Raw genomic sequence first — 23012 nt, forward strand, 5'->3', positions numbered from 1 at the left:
TTGACTGTTGACTGTTGACTGAAAACTCGTGAACCGTCAACGGTCAACAGTGAACAATAGCAATGGAATATTTTTTTACTTGGAAGTCCCTTAGCTGAAAGCCAAGGAACTTTAGCGGGGTTGTAGAGACGCGAAATTGTACTTCGTCCCGCTACACTAACGCGTCTCTACAGGGTTTTGGTAACAAACTAATCAATCAGAACTAATGCGATAGACTACTAGTACAGCGCGGCGTAAATCAAGCTACCAGTTTAAAACTTGCAAAAGCCTTGATATACAAAAATTTTAACTTTTGACCCTTCGACTGCGCTCAGGGTCAACTTTCGCCTTGCGGCACTACTTTTTTATTGTTCTAACATCTGGAAAAATCGGGTAAAATAATCTGGAAAAGTTTTCGCTGTACACCCAGGATCTTTAATTACAATTCCTGGAACCTTCAAGCCAGTGACAGCAAAAGCCATCGCCATTCGATGATCGTGATAGGTTTCAATCGTCGCCGGAGTAATGGGGCCAGGCTCAATTTTCAGTCTATCTGGAAATTCTTCAACCTGGACTCCTAACCGACGCAACTCTGTGACAACAGCTTTAATCCGATCGGTTTCCTTATATCGAATATGTTCCACGTTCCGAATCGTAATTGGTGAACTGGCAAAGGGCGCGATCGCTCCCAATGTTTGCACCAAATCTGATATATCATTCATATCAATGTCGATGCCTTGCAATTGCTTTGGCCCCGTCACTTCGGTGTAATCATCCGAATCCTTAATTTGGCAACCCATCTGTTCTAAAACATTCAGCCACAGAATATCACCCTGACAAGATTGTTTGGTCAAATGTTTGACGCGCACCCGTCCACCTGTGACGGCGGCGGCGGCAAAAAAGTAAGAAGCATTTGAAGCGTCAGGTTCTACTGTATAATGTCGAGCTTGGTAACGTTGACCCGCTTTAATCTGAAATTGATTATCGCCGATTTGAATCACCTCTACGCCAAAATCTGCCATCAGACGACAGGTCATTTTGACGTAAGATTGAGAAACTAATGTCCCCTCAACCTCAATATTTGTATCTTGTTGAGCATAAGGCGCAATCATCAGCAATGCCGAAAGTTGCTGACTTGTTTGGTTAGCTTTCAACCGAAAATTTCCGCCAGCGAATCCCTGGCTATAGACGGTGTAGGGCATAAACCCGGAGTTTCCCTCAAAGTTAACGGTTGCTCCACCCGCTTGCAGCACCGTCAGCATGTCGCCCATCGGCCGTTCTCGCATCCTGGGAACGCCATCTAGGCGATATTCGCCATACCCAATGCCACCAGCGCCGAGATAAACCGTGCTGCTGTACCTGCCAAACCCACAAATAAATCTGCCTGTTTCGCTGGAATGTCCCCTCCTCTTCCTGCAACCTGAATCTGAGCCAGATTAGGATTCAGCGTAATGGGAATACCCAATTGCTCTACGCATTTGGCAAAATACTCGCTGTCTTCACTAAATAAGGCATTTTCTAAAATGGAGTCACCTTGTGCCAAAGCAGCGACAAGCAACGCCCGATTGGTAAGACTTTTAGAACCAGGAATTTCTACTGTGGCATCCACTGGCCGATTTAGAGCAGGAATTTCAATGGTATCCACGTTAAACCTCTACGTAGGCGGTTAGGTACAACTTTATTATTGCCATATTGTGGCCAAAAGGGGCAGAGGGGAATAAGGGGGCAAGAAGAATAACCATGCCCAATATCAATACTTCTCGGTTAAGGGGAAAAGGGGAAGGGGAAAAGGGAAAGAAAAAACCTTTAACCCTTCCCCTTTAACCTTTTCCCCAAACCAAATTCTGAGTTCAAAATGCTTAACCGAGTAGTATTGTGCCCAATATTTCCAATCCGGTTCGGTTAAGATTCCCCCGCCTACGGCGACCCCCTTAAAAAAGGGGTAAATAGCAGCAAAAACCCCCCTTAAAAAAGGGGGGTTAGGGGGATCTCCGAGAGCCAAACATACTAACCGAACCGTATTAGCAATACTTCTCTTGTTAGGCTGCACTTCGACAAAGCCCAGTACAAATACTCAATGCTCAATAGTTTTGTAGTTGAGTGTAGAATCTGATTCTGCTTTTGGGAATACTTTATCTATTGACATTACTAGTCTACGACCCAGGCATTATCAATATGAAATGGATTAAACCATCTCTATATTTTGTCGGCTTTTCCTTAAAAGTAGGTAGTCTAGATTTTTTCAAACAGTAGCAATTGTTGCTGATACAACCAGGCGATCGCGGTAAGATTTTGGACTTAAGCGTGATCCAACTCCAATAACTCATAATTCTCAACGAATAATTAATAATTCGTAATTTCTGCTATAGAGCAACTCACTTGAGTTTTGGAGTTCAAAATATGATTTCTTCTAAAACTGAGATTCAATTACACCCAAAGGAAAAATGACAAACAGAAAAAACTTTCAAAGACTAGTAGAACTTGCAAATGATTATGGTATTATTTGTCAACAAACACCAGAAGAATGCTTAATTGCATCTTTGCCTGGAGACGATGATTTCTTATTAGCTTTTACTTGGTCTGGTACAGTTGAGGGTGAGCCGCCAGAGCATGAATTAATCGCAGTTAGTGTACAGGATATTGTCAAAGAAGTTACAGTTGCAGCTTGGCAGATTCCTTTTTATTTATTCGGCAACGTTTTAAGACAGGCTCAGATGCTTGTCACTGCCCACAAAGATTTTGTTAGCAGTTAGCACAAGCTATATCTAAAAACTACTGTCCCTGCCAATTATGGCAGGGATTTTTATTTTAACTACTGCTTTCATAATTTAGAAAATATAGAAAAGGCTCTCAATACTGCTCGGTTAAGCCTAAAAAAGCACTCTGAGGTAGGTTGGGTTGAGGAACGAAACCCAACATTTTCAGGGCTTTGTTGGGTTTCACTCCGTTCAACCCAACCTACAAATCTTCTTAACCGAGCAGTATTGAAAAGGCTCTTATTTTATTGCGTGAAAAAATACTGTAAACCTTAATCTTTTATAATCCAATACTCTTGGGTTAAGAAGAATAGCAGATTGGGTTAAGCTTAAGCGTTACCCGATAAAGCCTTGATAATGTTGGGTTTCGTTCCTCAACCCAACCTACGCCTACGCCAGTTTTAGTTTTTAGGCTTGACTGAATCGTATTGTTCTATAACCCTATTGCCTATTGCTTGCCTATCGCCTTTCTTTTTTTCATATTGAAGTATAATTTTATGCTTATAGCGATTCTCGTTTACGTGAGGTACACGCGTAGGGGCACGGCACTGCCGTGCCCCTACACCTGGTGATGTAATGTTGTACCCCATCTGAATGGGAACCGCTATACTAACCCCGGCTGAAAAAAAGTTAAAAGTATTTATTCGTAGCTTGTGTTCAAGGATAAAACCTAACTTAGGCATCGAAATTATAAGGAATGCTTTCAATAACTTACCTGAACTTCATCTTTTGACTAAATTTAATACGCAAAATCTGCAATTGCTTTCTCAAAAGCTGCTTTTTCTTTTTCAAAAGCAGCTATTTCTTTCTCATTTCAGTATATTCAGCAAGCAAAAGCAGCTATTTCTTTTTCAAAAGCAGCTATTTTTTTCTCATTTTGGTATATTCAGCAAGCAAAAGCAACTATTTCTTTCTCATTTCGGTATATTCAGCAAGCAAAAGCAACTATTTTTTTCTCATTTTGGTATATTCAGCAAATAAAAGCAGCTTTTTCTTTCTCATTTTGGCATATTCAGCAAATAGAACGATTTTTAACTGTCTGCTACTCATTTCCTAATCAAAACGATAGCCTAAGAGAATCCAGCAACTCACACATTACATCATGTTACCTAAACCCAAAAAGCACTGGACACCTTCAAATTGGGCAAGTTGGAAACCTTTTGGCATTGGCGAACAGTATCCCAACAATTTTTGGGAGGTATTTCGGGCAATCTGGCTATCTCGTGACAAACTACCATACACGTGGAATATCCTAAATAAAGGTGTTTGCGATGGTTGCGCTCTCGGAACAACCGGGATGAAGGATTGGACTTTAGATGGTATCCATCTCTGTAATGTCCGGTTGCGGCTGTTGCGGATGAATACTATGCCAGCTTTTGACCCTGTAATATTGGAAGATGTTTCGCAGTTACAAAAGCAAAAAAGTGCCCAATTACGTGACTTGGGAAGACTCCCGTACCCGATGATTCGTCAACGGGGGGAAAAAGGCTTTCGCCGTGTGAGTTGGGATGAAGCTTTAGGGGTAATTAGCGATCGCATCCGTTCCACTACACCAGACCGCCTCAGTTTTTATGTTACCAGTCGCGGTACTGTCAACGAAACTTATTATGCCACCCAAAAAGCTGTCCGAGCAATGGGAAGCAATAATATTGATAATGCTGCCCGCATTTGCCATTCTCCCAGTACAGCAGGACTAAAAGCTGCTTTGGGTGCTGGGGCCACCACTTGTTCTTATAAAGACTGGATTGGTACTGATTTATTAGTCTTCATTGGCTCTAATGTTGCTAACAATCAGCCTGTTACTGTTAAGTATCTCCATTATGCTAAAAAAGCTGGCACAAAGATTGTAGTCATTAATACTTACCGCGAGCCAGGAATGGAGCGCTACTGGGTTCCCTCAATTGTAGAAAGTGCCGTTTTCGGTACAAAGTTTGCCGAAGACTTCTTCTTAATCAACATGGGCGGGGATATCGCATTTTTGAATGGTACTATTAAACATATAATTGCTAATAACTGGGTAGACCAGTCATTTATAGATTTATACACAGATGGCTTTGCCCAACTCAAAGCATCGTTAGAAAATCAATCTTGGGAAGAATTAGAGCGGCTTTCTGGAACATCTCGTGAGTCAATGTACGCCTTTGCCAAAATGGTCAAAGAAGCGAATAAAGCCGTATTTGTTTGGAGTATGGGCATTACTCAACATGAATGCGGTGAAGATAATGTGCGAAGTATCATTAACTTAGCTCTCACCAAAGGTTTTGTCGGTCGGGAAGGCTGCGGTTTAATGCCAATTCGCGGCCATTCTGGGGTGCAGGGTGGTGCAGAGATGGGATGTTACGCCACAGTATTTCCTGGTGGTAAACCTATCACTCCAGAAAATGCTGCCCAATTGAGTCAACATTGGGGCTTTGATGTGCCAACAAGTAAAGGTTTAATCGCTCCAGAAATGATTAACGCCGCACATCAGAAAGAAATAGAAGTGTTGGTTTCTGTGGGTGGGAATTTTTTAGAAGTGCTACCAGAACCAGATTATGTGGAAGCGGCGCTGAAGCAAATACCCCTGCGGGTACATATAGATATTGTTCTCTCCAGCCAAATGTTGGTGGAACCTGCTGATACTGTGGTGCTTTTACCTGCGACGACTCGCTACGAAATACCAGGGGGAGTTACAGAAACTAACACCGAACGCCGGGTAATTTTCAGTCCAGAAATTCCGGGGCCGCGCATTGGAGAAGCGCGTCCTGAGTGGGAAGTGTTTTTAGAATTGGCAAGGCGGGTAAAACCAGATTTGGCAGATAAGCTGGCTTTTGCTGACACAGCTGCTATCCGTCAAGAAATTGCTCAAGTTGTCCCCCAATATGCTGGTATTCAACACTTACAGCAAGCTGGCGATCAGTTTCAATATGGTGGCTCACATTTATGCTTTGGTTGGAACTTTCCTACAGCAGATGGTAAAGCACACTTTGGCGTATTATTGCCACGCCAAAGAGAATTACCAGAAGGTTATTTTTTATTAGCAACGCGCCGAGGCAAACAATTTAATAGTATGGTGCAGGAACGCAAGGATGCGATTACTGGGGCGATGCGAGAGGCGGTGCTAATGAATGCTGCTGATGCTGTACAGTTAGGTTTAAAAGATAGCGATCGCGTTATTCTTAAGAATGATTTAGGCGAGTTGTTATGTCAAGTCTACATTGCGCCAATTCAGTCAGGAAACTTACAAGTACATTGGCCAGAAGGGAATGTGTTATTAGATAAAGGCAAGCGATCGCTCGAAGGAGTTCCTGATTATAATGCGATCGTGCGGTTGGAAAAAATCTAAATCAACGAAGGAATTTAGTCCTTGATTTTTTAAGTGGGCTTTGTGCTTACTACAAACCAATACAGTTCAGTTAAGCAATTTTTTCCTTCTCTTTCTTCTCTCTGCGTCCTCTGCGCCTTGGCGGTTCGTTAAAAAATTGACTTGGATAACAGAGTTTTAGCCTTAACCCAAGCGTATTGTACTACGAACCTGTTGTTATTTTTGGACAAAAGTCACATTCGTCCAATCGTGAGGCTGGAGAAAGATTTCGGTGAGTTGTGCTTCTGGTGTGCCTGGTTCTGGCTCGTAGCAATATTCCCAACGTGCCAGTGGTGGTAGAGACATTAGAATAGATTCTGTTCTACCATTGGTTTGCAGACCGAAAACCGTTCCCCGGTCGTACACCAGATTAAATTCTGCATAACGACCCCGACGATACAGATGAAACTGACGCTGGCGATCGCCATACTCTATTTCCTGCCGTCGTTCTACAATGGGCAAATAAGCGGGTAGAAATGCTTGACCGCAAGACTGCACAAAGGAAAAGATATCTTCCCAGTTATGAGATACCGTTCCTACTTGCTGACTATAAAGTGCTGCTGGACTATCTGTTTGAGAACCAACATAAAGCTTGCCACTAGCATCCTGATAGTCGAAGAAAATGCCGCCAATCCCTCGCTGTTCTTGGCGATGTTTTAAGTAGAAGTATTCATCACACCAAAGTTTAAAGGCTGGATAATACTCTTCATGGTGAGCATCACAGGCATTTTTTAGCGTTTGATGAAAGTGAATTGCATCCTCTGCAAAGGGGTAGTATGGCGTTAAATCAGCCCCGCCACCAAACCACCAAATCGCGCCTGCCTCAAAGTAGCGATAGTTGAGATGTACTGTTGGTACGTAGGGATTACGGGGATGCAATACCATTGAGGTTCCCGTGGCAAAAAACTCATGTCCTGCGGCTTCTGGGCGTTGAGCCAAAATTGCCGGCGGTAGGCTATTTCCCCAAACTGCCGAAAAGTTCACGCCACCCTGTTCAAATACCCGCCCTTCTCGAATCACACGGGTACGTCCTTCTCCACCTTCTGCTCGTTCCCAGTGGTCTTGTTGAAAGCGGGCTTCTCCATCAAGTTGCTCTAAGGCTGTGCAAATTTCATCCTGTAAGTTCTGCATGAATTGCTGCGATCGCACCCGTGAATCCTTGGGTATTGTGTTGGTAGCTGATGCCAGCAATGTTGTATTATTTCTAGATTCTTGCAGAGAATTATCCCAATGACGACCCATCTTAAAACCTCTGAAACTTTGAGTAAGGATGATTACTACTTAACAACTTTATAGTTATATAGTTTGTTATTCGGGAAAAGTTTCAAAACTTAATAAATTCAGGACTTATGCAAAATCATGAAAAACCTCTCTCTAAATCTCTCATCCTTTAAGGAGAGAGACTTTGAATTTTCCCCCTTAGAGTGTCGGGAAGGGGGTTAGGGGGTTAGGTTTTCGTGGACTTTTCCACATAACGTGAAAACCCAAGTCCTCAAAGGTTTTCCGTTTATATTTTCGCTTTTCTGCTTTATTAAAGGATTGTAAAGAGGTCTAGCTAAATAATCATACTTATCATAGCTTAATAGTTATAGAACTATTGATCGGAACGCCACATTACTCATGGTTAACACCCTATCCAAGCCAGAAATTAAAACCCCCAGCAAAGAAACTGTACTCACCCCCCGGTTTTATACTACAGATTTTGAAACCGCAGCCAGCCTGGATTTGTCTGCTCAGGAAACGGAGTTGCAGGCGATGTTGGCAGAAATGCGGACAGACTACAACCGCCACCATTTTGTTCGTGATGAAGCGTTTGCACAGTCTTGGGAACACATTGACGGTGAAGCAAGGCAAGCGTTTATTGAGTATTTGGAACGTTCTTGCATTTCTGAGTTTTCCGGCTTCTTGCTATTCAAAGAATTATCCCGCAAGCTCAAAAATCGCAGTCCAGTACTAGCGGAAATATTTCAACTGATGGCGCGTGATGAAGCCCGCCACGCCGGATTTCTCAACAAAGCAATGGGCGATTTTAAACTCTCCCTTGATTTAGGTACTGTTACTAAAACCCGCACTTATACCTTTTTCCCGATTGAGTGGGTACTTTACACCGTTTATCTATCAGAGAAAATAGGTTACTGGCGTTACATTATTATTTTCAGACATCTCGAAAAGCACCCGGAAAACGAATTTTATCCCATTTTCCGCTACTTTGAGAGTTGGTGTCAGGATGAAAACCGCCACGGAGATATATTTAAGGCATTATTGCGATCGCAACCGCAACTATGGAACAACTGGAAAGCTAGGCTGTGGAGTCGCTTTTTCTTGCTATCGGTATTTGCTACCCACACCTTGACAGTTCATGAACGTTCCGGGTTCTACAAATCACTGGGACTTGATGCGACAGAATTTGATCGCCAAGTTATCCGCAACACCAATGAAACTGCGGGACGAGCTTTTCCGGTGATGTTGAATACCGAACATCCCAAGTTTTTCTCACGCCTACAACGCTGTGCAGGTTATAACTTAAAAATTGCAGAGATTGAGAGCAGTTCTGCGCCGAAAGTTGTCAAGTTAATTCGCAAACTACCTTTGATTGCAGCAATTGTTTGGAATCTGCTGTTAGTTTTCCTGATTAAACCAATTGATACTGAAGCCCTGCGGGGAACGGTTTGTTAGTTATTATAAATGATGTAGAGACGTAGCATTGCTACGTCTCTACAAGGGTTATGCTTTGCCTAACTCAGCCTACAGGCTAAAGCTAATAGCTACCTAAAAACTTAGTTACAATAGTTGATATAGCAGGCAAATTGCTTATATCTGTTAACGCTAAATTTTTGATTACTTCTTTAGCTTGTTTGTGGTATGTCCTGAATTTAGAACTCAGAAGTTCTTTTTGTTCAAGTTGAGCGCCATCAGACAATATATTATTGACGGTTGCTAATATAGCAAGTGTGATTATTACGGACACACCAGCAGCAGCAACATCAATAATTCCTGTTGGTGGAAGAAATGATTTTACAAATAAAAAGATGCTAGAGCCAGCAGTCTCAGCAAAGAATGTCGGTAGAATAGCAATTGCTGCATTTGTGGATAATATTTTACCAGTATACAGATAGGAAAGAGACGCTATAGCAACTCCCTGTGTTGCTGTTATCCAAGCTGCGCTACCAGGGAGGAATGCTTCACCTGCTACTGCAACTAGAGCTGTTGCAATTATAGTTACTGCATAAGATTGCTTTTCAGCCATGTGTCTTTTTAGCAGCAGGTCTTTTCCTTTTTTTCTAGAAATTCCTCAATATCTTTACGTAGTGGATGGACTCCCCTAAGTTTATTTAGCTAACAATAATAGTTAGCTTAGGTTCAGGAACGAAACCTAATATAAACCAATACGGTTCAGTTAAGGGCTAATTGTACAAAATTGTGGGTTTTCGAGACGCGATAAATCGCCGTCTCTACAAGTGTTTTGGTCTTATCTGAACTGTATTGTAATATAAACCTGAATCTGTGACGAGTGCGATCGCTCATCTGCAATCATGAACTGTACCATCGGGCACGATCACTCGAATGAGGGTGTTTTTCTGTTGAGGGTAGTAGATATTTTTGTTCAAAAAACTGCTGTTTTGCTCCGAAGAGTTTTTAGGCTTTCAGCTTGCTGTTGTATGCGCTCACTAATGCGATCGCACGCTAACTCACAAAGCTCAAAAATCATGGGATCGGCAATCTCGTAATAGGCACTAGTGCCTTTGGGCTGACGAGATAAAATCCCTGCCTGAGTTAATACTTTCAGATGCTTAGATAGATTTGCCTGCCCTAAACCAGTCGCCTCGGCAATTTCCATCACATTCATTGAACCTGATTTAAGACAGGTCAAAATCTGTAATCTACTTACCTCTGATAAAACTTTGAAGTAGTCACCAACCGCCACGAGAACAGCTGGATCGGCATTGGGTGGCTTAGTTTTTGCCATAGGGAGATTTAATAGTCAGCACAATAGTTGCTCAATAACTAATTAGTAGTATAACTAATTGTTAATTAGCGTAGATGTAACCTGTTGTAGGCAGAGAAAGGGATGCTTTGCGATCGCTTATCTTCAATCATGAACCGTACCATCGGGCATAATCGCTCCCTGAAAATCAACGTCAGTGAGAATTGATCCGGTTAAGTCTGCTCCTTGCAGATTAGCCTTTCTCAGAATAGCACCAGTAAAGTCTGCATAGCTCAAGTCTGCTCCTTGCAAACTGGCTTCACTAAGATCAGTTGCCAAATCTCCCCACTGGATTCTTCGACTCAGGTCTGCCCGACATAACTTCGCTGCATCTAAGTTGGCGTGATGCATACAAGCGGCTTTCAGGTCAGCGTAGCTCAAGTCTGCTCCAGTTAAAATCGCATATCCCAAGTCTGTGCGTTGATTGGAACTAGGACGGAAATCTGCTTGAATTAGCAGAGAACCAGAGAGGTTTGCACCATTCAAATTAGCACCACATAAACTAGCTTTGATTAAGTTGGCTTTTTCTAGGCGTGTCTGAACCAGTTTTGCGCCAGTCAAATCAGCCTCCCGCAGAATGGCGCAATACAAATCAGCTTCACTTAAGTCTATTCCCCACAAAATCGCTTCACTCAGGTTTGCCTCCCGTAGACATGCTTGGTTAAAGTTGGTTTTACCTAGCCGTGTCTGGCGTAAATCGGCATTGCTAAAATCTGCACCTCTGAGGTTTAAATTTGTTAGCTCTGCTTCTTGCAGATTTACTCGCTGAAAGCTTTTTTCTCCAGCAGCATAACGTTTGAGAATTTCATCTACATCCATATTATTACCTTTAATTTACAACTGGAGCGCGTTTTTCTTCTGGATAATATTATCTTAAAATGAGCGAACCACAGATATTAACTTGCACCAAGACTACCGCAAAGATTAGCATCTCTGCGGTAGTTCTAAGTTAACAACTATTAAAGTAAAGCAAAACAGCCAAGTCTAGCTTAATTTGGTACTTTGAGTTATCTCCAATTCTAGAAAGCTTGAGAGTTGTTGGACTTGACTAACCCATTGCTTGCACAGCACTCAACATGAAATTAATCCGTTGCTCAAACTCCAGATTTTTGATCAATGCGACAAATTCATCCGTTTCAGTTGGAAGTTGATAGTCGGAGGGCACTTGAATTATGCTTCCATCCTCCATTCCTTGTGCCAACAGAAACCAAACGTCTAATTTGGCATTGGGACTTAGACTATTATAGGTTTGGCTGATATCGTTAGCTGCACCATTAATAATATCGCGTTGTGCTTGCAATTGCTCTTCTTTAGACAAGTCCAGGAATTTATCAAATACTGCTTTTGCAAGAGCTTCAACGCTTAGAGGAGGTGCTGGTTGTAGCTGCTCTTTAAGATCGAGATAACCGAACCAAAGTAGGGCTAGCTGAGTATCTACATCAAAGCGTTGAAAAGTTTCTAAAGCTGGTTTTGTTGCTTCATCAATTGTGTAAGTCATAAAAAACTCCAACTATTGTTTTGGGTATCCTGATTTCGTCAGTTACTGTGAAAATTTGTTTTCAGTACCTTTACATAACTTAACGAACAAATGGAGATGGATAACCCTACTTAGGGTATGGATAGGATCACTACATAAGACAGATATAAATAACTTAAGTTGCTAGTTACAAAAATGCCTACTTTAATGTATATGAAAGGTAAGCAATGTCTGTGACACTAAGCGATCGCTTGAAGGGGTTTCTGATTATTAGGACTTACGCACACTCTACGAATTCTTGGCGTTCTTGGCGTCTTGGCGGTTCGATAAATTAAGCTTTTCGGCAATTTTTGCGTAAGTCCTGATTATAATGCGATCGCGCGTCTAGAAAAACAAACCTAGATTACAGTAAGTTTATATCACCCATATCACCCCAAAGCTTGCAGCCATGTCCGCCGCCAAAGATTTTGAATTCCCAAATGATGTAATATTTCCTCTAGGGGATTTATATAGTGACGAACCACCATTGGAAAGCGAATTACATCTACGCCAAATAATTCTGCTATTGCAATCTTTGGAATTGTGGTGGCGAAACCGCAATGACTTTTACGCTGCGGGTAATCTAACAATTTACTACAGCCAACGCCAGAAGAGGTCAGAAGAATTCCGGGGGCCAGATTTTTTTGTAGTGCTGGGATGTCAACGCAAAGTTCGTAAAAGTTGGGTTGTTTGGGAAGAAGATGGGAAATATCCCAACATAATTGTAGAGCTTCTCTCGAATTCTACAGCCTCAACTGACAAGGGTTTGAAAAAACAAATTTTTCAAGATATCTTTCGCACACCAGAATATTTTTGGTTCGATCCCAATAATTTAGAATTTGCTGGCTTTATCTTGATTGGCGGTACTTATGAACCGATAGAACCTAATCCTCAAGGATGGCTGTGGAGTCAGCAGTTAAATTTGTACTTGGGTGTTTATGAACATAAATTGCGCTATTTCACTGCGGAAGGGAATCTAGTTCCTACACCGGAAGAAGTCGCCCAACAAGAACGACAACGCGCCCAACAAGAAAAGCAACGCGCTGAACAAGAACAACAACGCGCTGAACAAGAAAAGCAACGTGCTGAACGCCTAGCAGCCAAATTGCGAGAACTGAACATTGACCCAGATACGATTTAACTCAATGGGAGGGAAAAGCAAATTTAACTGATTTTTTTTAAATATTATTTATTCTCAACAATATCTAGACCTGTTCTAGCTACTGATTTAATATGAAAATGCCAACTAAAAGCAAGACTAAAGCTAGTGTCTGGGTAGTGGAAAATGGTAAAATGCGATCGCGTTTAGACCAACTCACCACCGAAGAACCTTTAGAAATTCGCCTCGTCCCTCTCCAGAAGACGGTAGCTGTAACCATGCGGACACCAGGGGCAGATTTTGAACTAGCTGCTGGTTTCCTCTACAGTGAAGGTGTCGTGAACCGCAGAGAAGATATTCGACGTATTAGTTACTGCGTAGATGAATTGGTAGATGGTGAGCAGCGCCATAACATCGTAAATGTAGAACTGCGGGATGGTTTGATTCCAGACTTACAGCCTTTGGAGCGTCATTTCTACACTAGTAGCGCCTGTGGGGTGTGTGGTAAAGCTAGCCTTGAAGCTTTGCGTCTGCGGGGATGTCCAGTGATTCCTTCTGGCCCAACGGTAACACCTGAGATCATCTACAGTCTACCTGATAAGCTCCGGGCTGCTCAAGGTATCTTCACTGCTACAGGGGGTTTGCACGCTGCGGCTATCTTCAATGCTCAAGGACAACTATTAAATTTGTGGGAGGATGTTGGACGACACAATGCTTTGGATAAATTGATTGGTACAGCTTTGCTCAGTGACGAGTTGCCTTTAAATAATTGTATTGTTTTAGTGAGCGGACGCTCTAGTTTTGAGATTTTGCAAAAGTCTACAACTGCTGGAGTTCCCATTGTCTGTTCTGTTTCCGCTCCCAGTAGTTTAGCGGTGTCTGTCGCCAAGGAATTCGGGATTACCTTAATTGGATTCCTGCGCGGAGAACGATTCAATATTTACACTGGTTTACAGAGAATAAACGCTGCTTAAAAACACTTTCGTAGTAGCGTAGCGAGGCTAAATTGTTGCAAAAAAATTTGTAGGTTGGGTTGAGGAACGAAACCCAACACTCTCAATACAGTTCGGTTAAGGTTTTTTGATGAAAATTCTAAATCGCTAAAAATGGGATAAATCATCACAAAGACGCGATAAATCGTCGTCTCTACAAAAGACTGATTATTGTAGAGACGGCGATTTATCGCGTCTCTTGCCTTAACCGAAAAGTATTGATAGGAGTCCTATATCCCTGAAAATGAATAAGAATATAAAAAACTAACGCATAAACGCAAAGTTAGAAATAATAGTTCATGTGTTAATTCGGAAACGCCGCAAAACAATATAGATTAAGGCGGGGAGAATAATAAGATTTTGTATTATATATATAACGTTGCTAAATTTGGATATGAAATTCAAAAATCAAGTATTCCAAATTCTTATTCTCTGCGCCTCTATTTTGCTCAGACTTTACGGTGCGTCTCTGTATGAGGCAAATTTCTATTTTCACTTAGCAACGTCATATAGTTTATGGTAGTTCTGCACGCACTTTCAGATTTTCTCGACTGCGATTTTGCTGTCAACGATTTATCTCCGAGTTATTGGTACGAAGGGACTTGTCTCGAAAGTGGCCGCAGCTACGCCCGTCGTAGATATCGCCTGAACTTACCCCGCACCTCAATGTCTGAAGCGATCGCTCACGGACTTATGCAACAACTTGCCAAAAATGACTGTTATTCTCGTGAAGGCAAGATGTATGGAATACTTTTAGTTGAATTGCCTAATGGCGAACAAAGGGTACTCAAAGCCTTTTCCGGTCTTTTGAATGGTTGCAGTGTGGTTGAGGGCTGGGTTCCACCAATTCCCGGACGAGACGAAGTTGCTTTGGAAGAAGCCCGCACTTTGGCACAGTTGGACGCGATTAAGCAAGAAATTATTACCTTAAAGCAACTAACCGAACGCCAGCAGTACCAAACTCTGTCTGATGAATTTGAACAACAGTTGCAAGCAATGAGCGATCGCCATCGCCATTGCAAACATCAACGACAAGAAAAACGTCAGCAAATCTGCAATACACTTACAAACGAAGCACTCACGATTGCCCTTGAACAACTCGACGAAGAGAGTCGTCAGCAGGGAATTGAGCGACGACAACTTAAACGCCAGCAAAATGCCGTATTACAGCCTCTTCAGGAGTTAATTGCAGCAACGGATGCGCGAATTAGCGAACTGAAACAACAGCGTAAAGCGCTATCCCGTCAACTTCAAGCTCAGATGCAAGCTACCTACAGCCTGACTAATTTTTCTGGGCGATCGCTATCATTACAGCAATTGATGCCAGGAGGTTCGCCCACTGGCACAGGAGACTGTTGTGCCCCAAAGTTGCTGCATTATGCGGCAACTCATAATCTCAAACCATTGGCAATGGCAGAATTTTGGTGGGGTGCGTCTTCAGTAAATCAAAATAAAATCCAGGGAAAATTTTATGGAGCATGTGCCGAGCGATGTCAGCCATTGATGGGGTTTTTGCTCTCTGGTTTAAGACCTATTTCAATCTCTAATAGGGATTTAGACAAAACTACCCCATTCTTACTAAATACATTAACACATTTACCTAGACCTAATGTGTTTGAGTCCAATGAATTCCCCCCAATGAAGGGAGAAATGCCGATTATTTATGAAGACGAATGGCTGATTGCTGTGAACAAACCTGCTGGATTACTTTCGGTGCCTGGTCGTTATAGCGATCGCCAAGATAGTGTCTTGAGTCGCTTACGTCATCTGTTACCGGATGGTATGGCGCTTGCATCTGTGCATCGCCTAGATCAGGAAACATCTGGGATTTTGTTGTTAGCACGCGATCGTCAAACCCATCGGCAACTCAGCCAGCAGTTTCAGCAGCGCCAGGTTCACAAGGTTTATGAAGCGATACTTTCCGGTGCTGTGACAGTTGAGCGGGGTAAAATTGACCTGCCATTGTGGGGAGATCCTGAAAATCGTCCTGAGCAAAAAGTCGATTGGCAGCACGGTAAACCCAGCTTGACACACTTCCAAGTAATGGGGAGAGAACAAGATTATACCCGCGTAGAGTTTACGCCGCTTACAGGGCGCACTCATCAATTAAGGGTTCATGCGGCTGATGCGCGAGGACTTGGGGTAACTATTTTAGGCGATCGCCTTTATGGATGCTGTGCAGTTACCAGTCGCTTACATCTGCACGCCAGAGAACTTCGTTTCGAGCATCCGCAATTAGAAAAAACCCTGCATTTACAAGCAATTACACCCTTTTGACAATATTACAGCAGTTTTCAGGTAATTGAACCACAAATTACTGTACTCTGGATCTGGAGTGATTGTTTAATTAGATGCCAGTATCTTACTCAGGGGATTTGCGTCGTCGCGTGATTAAAGCTTGGGAAGCTAAGGAAGGCTCTCAACGCCAGTTGGCGGAAAGATTTAAGGTTAGCTTGTCGTTTGTGCGAAACCTACTGCGCCATTATCGTCAAAGTGGACAAATTGAAGCAAAACAACGTGGGGGATACCAAAAACCAACTATTCAGGATGAACATCTAAGCACGATCAAGTCTTGGGTGGAAGAGAAAAATGATTTGTTGCTCTCAGAGTTATGCGATCGCTTCGCTAAAGATATAGGAATTAGGATCAGCATTTCGACAATGCATCGTGCAGTAGAAAAATTAGACTTACGCTGTAAAAAAAAAGTCTCTATGCAAGTGAGCAGGATACTCCACGAGTACAGGAATTACGGCATGACTATCGCCGTTGGTTAGATAAAATTGACGTGCGAAACTTAGTATTTGTCGATGAAGCCGGATTGAATTTATCAATGTCACGCTTGTTTGCTAGAGCAGTAGATGGCGAACGAGCAATTGGTAGCATTCCAGGAACAAAGGGTGGAAACGTTTCCTTAATTGGTGCTTTGAACCTCGATGGACTGGTTGCAGCGATGACTGTGCCAGGAAGCACAAATACTGAGGTTTTTCTCACATATATAACTCAGGTCTTAGCTCCTCAATTATGGAAAGGGGCGATTGTGGTTATGGATAATCTGAGGGTTCATCACGCAGAACGTGTAAAAATTGCCATCGAGTCTGTTGGTGCAAAAGTCAAGTTTTTGCCCCCCTATTCTCCTGATTTATCCCCCATAGAACTTTGTTGGTCGAAATTGAAGCAATTTCTCCGTTCCCGTGAAGCCCGCACACTGGAATTACTCGATCAAGCTATGGCTGACGCTGTAAATTATATTACCGAAGATGATGCCTTCGGTTGGTTCAACCACTGTGGTCTATTTACATGAAAATTGCTGTAATGTCGTTAACGATGGCACTGGCAAATCCTTGTATCGCAAGGTAGGTTGAAACCCCACCCCTAATGTCGGGCTTAGTTTAATTGCGAATTGCTCTCTTCGTAGCGGGGCGTTCGCTTTTAGCGTCTCCAAGAGTTACCCATTGCGAACTTGTGCCGAGCGACTTGTGCCGAGCGACTTGTGCCGAGCGACTTGTGCCGAGCAAAGCCGAGGTAAGCCGAGGTAAGCCGAGGTAAGTCGAGGTATTGCGAATTGATTTCATCGGTGTATTGCGAAATTGGCCTGAATGGCTTCAAAAAATTAAGCGGGCACGGCAGTATAATAAAGTCCTTTCACACTAAAGGAAGTTTTTATGTAGAAATATTTAGATTAAATGGCTTAATTTTAATATTATCGTAAATTATATATGTAATTACCCTTAAGGTTTAGCAAAAGAAAGGTCTGAGCATTAGTACCAATAGCTTGTTATTATTCATACTTAATAACATAGACAGGCTAAAAATCCAAATATACGATTTGTGATTTTCAGCGTGTCTTACTCAATGCCTCTACTTAAGTACCCTCACCCCTGATAAGCTAACGCGCCTACATATTGCACAAACTCCGTGTAGACCGTCATTAGTCATTAGCCATTAGTCTAGAAGTGTTTACTATTGGACTTTGGACAATTGACTTTGGAAAACCTCACCAGTTGATGTGCAATCTTATTTGCGTAACAGCTTACAACACCTGCGGGTACTGTGTTTACCAATAGCGAAGTGACCAATGCACCGTTGGTTGTTCGTTCGGTAGACGATGCAAGCGATAATTGATTTTTTGAAAGAACTATAGTGGCTTTCCAGTATCTCTAATATCGATTGTTTGGAAATTTTACTACGGGGAAGTTCTTAAGAACGTCTCTTCTTTTGATGCAAGTAATCTTGCGATCGCCGCGATCGTGTCATATTCCCGTTACTCCCATCCAGAACTATGACAATCGACTTGCTTTTTTAATTTGTATGTGATAATTTCTGGTTGTAGCCAATTAACCGGTTATCCGACCGACTTGCCGTAGTAACAGAAACTAACATCCCAGCTAATAGACTGACAAATAAAAAATACTCCACTACTTCTTGTAGGGTGAGCGTCTTACCCACCCCACAAGATTGAATAATTTATTTGTTGGAAATCCCTTAGAGCCAGATTGGATGATTGATTTTTTGATAGTCCCTTAATAACTTTATTCGTAAGGAATAGAATGCATGACTAAAGTATTCATTCTCGATGCCAACCAACAACCGTTATATCCAGTACGTATCAGCCGTGCTAGGCTGCTATTGTCACAAGGTAAAGCTACCGTATTTCAGCGATATCCCTTTACTATAATTCTGAAGGAGTCCCTTTCTCATCTAAAACTTGAGCAACTTGGTTTCAAAATTCACCCTGGCATTAAAATAATTCGTAATTCGTAATTCGTAATTCGTAATTCGTGACTACGAGTAATTAGTTAATCTTAGCCGCCTCCCAAACGAGGAATATAGATGACAAACCACACCATCTTGGAACCATTGCCAGAAGACCAATGGTTTACCCTGAGCCAGGAACTACGATCCTTTGTGGCAACAGTGCGTGAAATTAGCGCTAACACTGTTGACGATCGCACACAAACTCTCGCTAGACTAGAACCCTATTTTCAAGAACTGCTTGCCCAACAGGAATGGTTACCACAAAAGTTTGCCCAAGTCAACCCCGAAAGCAGGATGGGCGGCGGTATTGGTCAGTGGCTACTTTTTCGCACCAAAGACCGTTCGCTGTCAATCTTTAGTTTGGTGATTCCCCCAGATTCCACGACTCCCGTCCACGACCATTTAGCCTGGGGATTGATTGGTTTATACAAAGGCAATCAAGAAGAAACAGTCTATCGCCGTGTAGATAACGGCGATGCCCAAGGACACGCACAATTACAAATAACTGAAGTGCGATCGCTTCAAACAGGGGATATCTACCGCCTGTTACCCCCAGATGGTGATATCCACGCTGTCAAAACTACATCCCAGAGCGCATCTGTATCTATCCATATTCTGGGTAATGATACTGGTTGCATCTTGCGTCACCAGTTCATCCCAGAATCTCACAGTGTCAAATCATTTCGCTCTGGATATTCTAACGCTCCTTGTAAAGAGGAAGAGGAAAAAGAACATGCCCTACCCTAGACCACAACCCCCCGTATTCGAGCGAGTTGAAGACGAACGTCTGCACCGCAAACAACGCCTAGCTGCTGCCTTTCGCCTGTTTGGTAAGTTCGGTTTCAGTGAGGGAATCGCAGGCCATATTACGGCTCGTGACCCAGAATTTACAGACCATTTTTGGGTGAATCCGTTTGGAACATACTTCGGTCATATCCGAGTTTCTGACCTGGTGTTAGTTAACAGAGAAGGTGAGGTGGTTAAAGGCGATGCTGAAGTAAATCGAGCTGCTTTCGCCATCCATTCTCAGATTCATGAAGCTCGACCTGATGTGATTGCGGCGGCTCACGCCCATTCACTTTATGGTAAAGCCTGGTCTAGTTTGGGGCGGCTTCTTGACCCTTTGACTCAAGATTCTTGTGCTTTTTACGAAGACCATGCGCTATTTGACGATTTCACAGGTGTGGTTTTAGAAACTTCTGAAGGTCAGCGACTGGCGCAAGCCTTGGGGTCAAACAAAGCTATAATCCTGCGTAATCACAGCATTTTAACTGTGGGACATACAGTAGATGAAGCTGCCTTTTGGTACATTAGCTTAGAGCGATCGTGCCAAGCCCAACTATTAGCAGAAGCTGCGGGTAGACCTACTACTATCAAACACGAAACAGCCCGTTTAACACAAACTCAAGTGGGGTCACATACAAGTGGGTGGTTCGGCTTCCAGCCCCTTTACGACAGAATTGTGCGCGAAGAACCTGATTTACTAAATTAGTGCTGTATTTTTTGAGCTTTTTTTAATTTTTAATTTTTAATTAATTAATTTTGGGTACAGAGCTAACAATGAATCAAAGATTTCAGTGGTCTACAATCTGACAATTCAGGTTATGTGGAAAAGCCAACGATTGACCTAACCCCCTAACCCCCAACTCGTCGCTCTAAAGGGGAAAATTCAAAGTCTCTCTCCTCAAAGGAAGAGAGAAATAGAAGTGAGGTTTTCCACATACTGTGAAAAGTCAGATATACAATCAGTTTTGGCTTGGGCAGCCCACACTGATAGCGAACGGGAGTGCGTCTGGTAGAGTTGCGTTAGCTCATCAGTAATAATTTTTAATTTCGAGAAGCGACTTGACACTTGGATAATAGGCAAAGAAGTAACAATTTTCGCCACTTATCTCTATTTTTTATGTCAAATTTTCCTAAATTTATTTATATACTCCGGTAACACTATAGATTTATAGTATTTATATAGCTCAGAGAAATCATTTTGATGATTAACCTAATCTTTCGCCGTTTCATTGCCAAGGGGATATCGCCCGTCAAGTTCAGGAATATCCTCTTTAACAATCAACATAAATTATTCTTTTCTTCTGTTTTGCCAATAATGGGGGCTTTTGTTACAGGTCTTTGTCTGAGCTTGCTATTTGCTGCCTGTTCATCGACATCGATTGTTAATTCTTCTAACCCCAGTGCTACATCTGTTAGTAATTCTGCTTCCAATAAAGCAACAGTAGTCAGATTTGGCTATCAAAAATCGAATATTTTGCTGAGAACCAAAGGTGTCTTAGAAAAGCGTCTGTCACCAAATGATATATCTGTACAATGGATTGAATTTGCTGCGGGGCCACAATTGCTAGAAGCCATGAATGTGGGTAGTATTGACTTCGGACACGTAGGAGAATCACCGCCAATTTTTGCCCAAGCCGCAGGAGCATCATTAACTTACGTGGCTGGTATTGCTTCTAGTCCTGCTGGTTCAGCAATTCTTATTCCCCAGAATTCTTCAATTCAAAAACTTACTGACTTGAAAGGCAAAAAAGTTGCTTTTCAAAAAGGGTCTAGCGCCCACTTATTGTTAGTCCAAGCTTTAGAAAAAGCTGGATTAAAATATACTGACATTGAACCTAAATATTTAGCACCGGCTGATGCCCGTGCTGCATTTGTTAAAGGTAGTGTAGATGCCTGGGTAATTTGGGACCCGTTCTATGCTGCGGCTCAAGAGGCAACTAAAGCCAGAGTTTTGATTGATGGGACAGGAATTAATAAGCAGGGAGGATATTATTTAGCAACTCGCAAGTTTGTCACTGAAAATCCCCAAACTGTGAAGGCAATACTAGAGGAAATTCAAAATCTAGAAGAATGGTCTAAACAGAATCGAGAAGAAGTAGCAAAAACTCTAGCACCTGTGTTAGGAATTGACCTAGAAACGATGAGAAAAGCAACTAACAGGCGGACTTTTGGTCTTGTACCAATTGACGACAATCTAATAAATCTACAACAAGGTGTTGCGGATACATATTATAAATTAAAGTTAATTCCCAAAAAGGTAAGTGTGAGGGATGCAGTATTGACAAAAGAACAATACGCTGCATTTTCACCAAAAACTTAAACTAGTGCAATGAATTTGCTGTAGGGCGTATAGATGTAAATTGGTGTTAACTGAACGTAAAAGTCATGTCCCGCAAGGAACTGAAGTTCCTTGGCTTTTAGCAAAAGTCTACTGAAGTAGACTTGAAGTAAAGTTCCAGGCGGGTGAGTCAAGCCGAAAGTTTTGCCATTTTTAGCTTAAGTTGACACCAATGACAGATGTATGACCTGACAAATGGAATTGGTGTTAATAATAAAACAACTGAAAATTTTTGAAGTGTGAATCTTGAAATTGATTATGACTAATCCTACAGAACTATTGCGATCGCGCTACGGTGAAATTCCCTTTAATCCCGAAATTAAATGGAATGATTCGCTAACAGCACTACTATCTCACCGTTCAATTCGGTCTTATTTATCCGATCCTCTACCACCGGGAACTCTGGAGTTACTAATTGCAGCCGCCCAATCTGCATCTACTTCCTCTAATTTGCAAACCTGGAGTGTGGTAGCAGTGGAAGACGAACAGCGCAAAGCGGAGTTATCTAAGTTAGCGGGGAACCAAGCACATATTAAGCAGGTTCCTTTATTTTTGGTTTGGTTAGCAGACTTGGCGCGTCTAAATTACGTTGCTGAGAGTCGTGGCATATCTCATGATGCGCTGGAATACTTGGAAATGTTTGTGATGGCAACAATTGATGCAACTTTGGCGGCGCAAAACGCAACAGTAGCAGCCGAGTCACTCGGTTTAGGAACAGTATATATCGGTGGAATTCGCAACCACCCGCAAGAGGTAGCAGAGATATTGAATTTGCCTTCCTCTGTGTATGCTGTATTTGGGCTGTGTGTAGGCTATCCAAATCCAGAGGTAGAAGCAGCGATTAAGCCACGATTGCCACAATCAGCTGTGCTGCACCGCGAAACTTATAAATTGGCAGATCAAGAAGAAGCGATCGCTCATTACAACGAGATCATCAAAGAATTCTATACTGAACAAAAGATGAATGTCCCTGGCGATTGGTCAGAACACTCAGCCCAAAGGATTGCAACCGTAGAATCACTGAGAGGACGCGATCGCTTGCGGGAAGTTCTCAATCATCTTGGCTTCAAGTTACTGTAAATAAGAAGAATCAAGATTATGGATCAATACGCTTGGGTTAAGCCAGAAAAAAAATTTGCGTAGGTTGGGTTGAGGAACGAAATCCAACATTTTCGGGCATTTGTTGGGTAACACTAAAGTTCAACCCAACCTACAATTATCCTTAACTGTAAATAAGAAGAATCAAGATTATGGATTTGCAACTCCGTGGCAAAGTCGCTTTAGTGACCAAAAATAAAAAGGTACAGAGCAACTAAATTTATTTATGGAGAAGAAAAAAAATGTATAACGAGTGGCATAGCGCAAGAAATATTACATCCTTACTACAGAGCAAATAAATTTATTTATGGGGTTCAAAACTTTTGACTTTTGAATGCGTGACTTTTGACTTCCCCGTTCGCGCA

General features: G+C 42.2%; 18 protein-coding genes and 2 pseudogenes. 13 read left to right on the plus strand and 7 right to left on the minus strand.

The window, feature by feature from the left end; all coding sequences use genetic code 11:
• Window positions 1–344: 344 nt before the first annotated feature.
• Window positions 345–1624, minus strand: a pseudogene (gene aroA / locus D1367_RS27605) (3-phosphoshikimate 1-carboxyvinyltransferase).
• A 799-nt stretch (window positions 1625–2423) separates the two neighbouring features.
• Here aroA and D1367_RS27615 point away from each other — a divergent pair.
• Window positions 2424–2732, plus strand: coding sequence for a hypothetical protein (locus D1367_RS27615; protein ID WP_118170027.1), 309 nt, complete (start codon window positions 2424–2426; stop codon window positions 2730–2732).
• A 1105-nt stretch (window positions 2733–3837) separates the two neighbouring features.
• Entirely contained in the window at window positions 3838–6060 is a 2223-nt protein-coding gene (locus tag D1367_RS27625) for an FdhF/YdeP family oxidoreductase (protein WP_118170031.1), read from the plus strand.
• Window positions 6061–6255: 195 nt separating this feature from the next.
• Here D1367_RS27625 and hemF read toward each other — a convergent pair whose 3' ends face one another.
• Window positions 6256–7320 (minus strand): oxygen-dependent coproporphyrinogen oxidase, encoded by a 1065-nt coding sequence (gene hemF, locus D1367_RS27630; protein WP_118170033.1) that lies wholly within the window; start codon window positions 7318–7320, stop codon window positions 6256–6258.
• 378 nt (window positions 7321–7698) lie between these two features.
• On the opposite strand from hemF, the gene acsF reads away from it, so the two are divergent.
• Entirely contained in the window at window positions 7699–8754 is a 1056-nt protein-coding gene (acsF, locus tag D1367_RS27635; protein WP_118170036.1) for a magnesium-protoporphyrin IX monomethyl ester (oxidative) cyclase, read from the plus strand.
• Between the two features lie 82 nt (window positions 8755–8836).
• On the opposite strand, the gene D1367_RS27640 is transcribed toward acsF, so the two are convergent.
• The 4 genes from D1367_RS27640 to D1367_RS27655 form a co-directional block, all read right to left on the minus strand.
• Window positions 8837–9325, minus strand: coding sequence for a hypothetical protein (locus D1367_RS27640; protein ID WP_181984985.1), 489 nt, complete (start codon window positions 9323–9325; stop codon window positions 8837–8839).
• 357 nt (window positions 9326–9682) lie between these two features.
• Window positions 9683–10045 (minus strand): ArsR/SmtB family transcription factor, encoded by a 363-nt coding sequence (locus D1367_RS27645; protein WP_118170039.1) that lies wholly within the window; start codon window positions 10043–10045, stop codon window positions 9683–9685.
• A gap of 123 nt (window positions 10046–10168) precedes the next feature.
• Entirely contained in the window at window positions 10169–10882 is a 714-nt protein-coding gene (gene hetL / locus D1367_RS27650; RefSeq protein WP_118170042.1) for a heterocyst differentiation pentapeptide repeat protein HetL, read from the minus strand.
• 229 nt (window positions 10883–11111) lie between these two features.
• Window positions 11112–11561 (minus strand): orange carotenoid protein N-terminal domain-containing protein, encoded by a 450-nt coding sequence (locus tag D1367_RS27655; RefSeq protein ID WP_118170044.1) that lies wholly within the window; start codon window positions 11559–11561, stop codon window positions 11112–11114.
• A gap of 427 nt (window positions 11562–11988) precedes the next feature.
• Here D1367_RS27655 and D1367_RS27660 point away from each other — a divergent pair, with 427 nt between their 5' ends.
• The 5 genes and pseudogenes from D1367_RS27660 to D1367_RS27680 form a co-directional block, all read left to right on the plus strand.
• Window positions 11989–12720: a Uma2 family endonuclease gene (locus D1367_RS27660; RefSeq protein WP_118170047.1), complete on the plus strand. Its 732-nt coding sequence runs from the start codon at window positions 11989–11991 to the stop codon at window positions 12718–12720.
• A 92-nt stretch (window positions 12721–12812) separates the two neighbouring features.
• On the plus strand, window positions 12813–13652 hold the full coding sequence (fdhD, locus tag D1367_RS27665; RefSeq protein ID WP_118170049.1) for a formate dehydrogenase accessory sulfurtransferase FdhD: 840 nt from the start codon (window positions 12813–12815) through the stop codon (window positions 13650–13652).
• 534 nt (window positions 13653–14186) lie between these two features.
• The gene (locus D1367_RS27670; RefSeq protein ID WP_118170052.1) at window positions 14187–15947 is read left to right on the plus strand and encodes an RluA family pseudouridine synthase; all 1761 of its coding nucleotides are present in this window, start codon (window positions 14187–14189) and stop codon (window positions 15945–15947) included.
• A gap of 74 nt (window positions 15948–16021) precedes the next feature.
• Window positions 16022–16444 (plus strand): helix-turn-helix domain-containing protein, encoded by a 423-nt coding sequence (locus D1367_RS27675; protein WP_118169149.1) that lies wholly within the window; start codon window positions 16022–16024, stop codon window positions 16442–16444.
• Window positions 16441–16971, plus strand: a pseudogene (locus tag D1367_RS27680) (IS630 family transposase); the annotation flags it as partial. The gene D1367_RS27675 and the pseudogene D1367_RS27680, both read left to right, overlap by 4 nt.
• Window positions 16972–17059: 88 nt before the next feature.
• Here the strand turns inward: D1367_RS27680 and D1367_RS30220 are convergent.
• Window positions 17060–17242: a hypothetical protein gene (locus D1367_RS30220; protein WP_147337401.1), complete on the minus strand. Its 183-nt coding sequence runs from the start codon at window positions 17240–17242 to the stop codon at window positions 17060–17062.
• 979 nt (window positions 17243–18221) lie between these two features.
• Here D1367_RS30220 and D1367_RS27685 point away from each other — a divergent pair.
• The 5 genes from D1367_RS27685 (at window position 18222) to D1367_RS27705 (ending at window position 22629) form a co-directional block, all read left to right on the plus strand.
• Window positions 18222–18431 carry an RRXRR domain-containing protein gene (locus D1367_RS27685; RefSeq protein ID WP_118170054.1) on the plus strand — a complete coding sequence of 70 codons (210 nt, stop codon included), beginning with the start codon at window positions 18222–18224 and terminating at the stop codon, window positions 18429–18431.
• A 69-nt stretch (window positions 18432–18500) separates the two neighbouring features.
• Complete coding sequence (locus tag D1367_RS27690) at window positions 18501–19172, plus strand: cysteine dioxygenase family protein (protein ID WP_118170057.1); 672 nt, start codon at window positions 18501–18503, stop codon at window positions 19170–19172.
• The gene (locus D1367_RS27695; protein WP_118170060.1) at window positions 19159–19917 is read left to right on the plus strand and encodes a class II aldolase/adducin family protein; all 759 of its coding nucleotides are present in this window, start codon (window positions 19159–19161) and stop codon (window positions 19915–19917) included. The genes D1367_RS27690 and D1367_RS27695 overlap by 14 nt, the downstream gene beginning before the upstream one ends.
• 495 nt (window positions 19918–20412) lie before the next feature.
• A complete protein-coding gene (locus D1367_RS27700) occupies window positions 20413–21531 on the plus strand; it encodes a sulfonate ABC transporter substrate-binding protein (protein ID WP_118170062.1) in 1119 nt (372 codons plus the stop codon).
• A 276-nt stretch (window positions 21532–21807) separates the two neighbouring features.
• The gene (locus tag D1367_RS27705) at window positions 21808–22629 is read left to right on the plus strand and encodes an NADPH-dependent oxidoreductase (protein WP_118170065.1); all 822 of its coding nucleotides are present in this window, start codon (window positions 21808–21810) and stop codon (window positions 22627–22629) included.
• Window positions 22630–23012: the final 383 nt, after the last annotated feature.

The sequence above is a fragment of the Nostoc sphaeroides genome (assembly GCF_003443655.1).
Classification (GTDB): domain Bacteria; phylum Cyanobacteriota; class Cyanobacteriia; order Cyanobacteriales; family Nostocaceae; genus Nostoc; species Nostoc sphaeroides.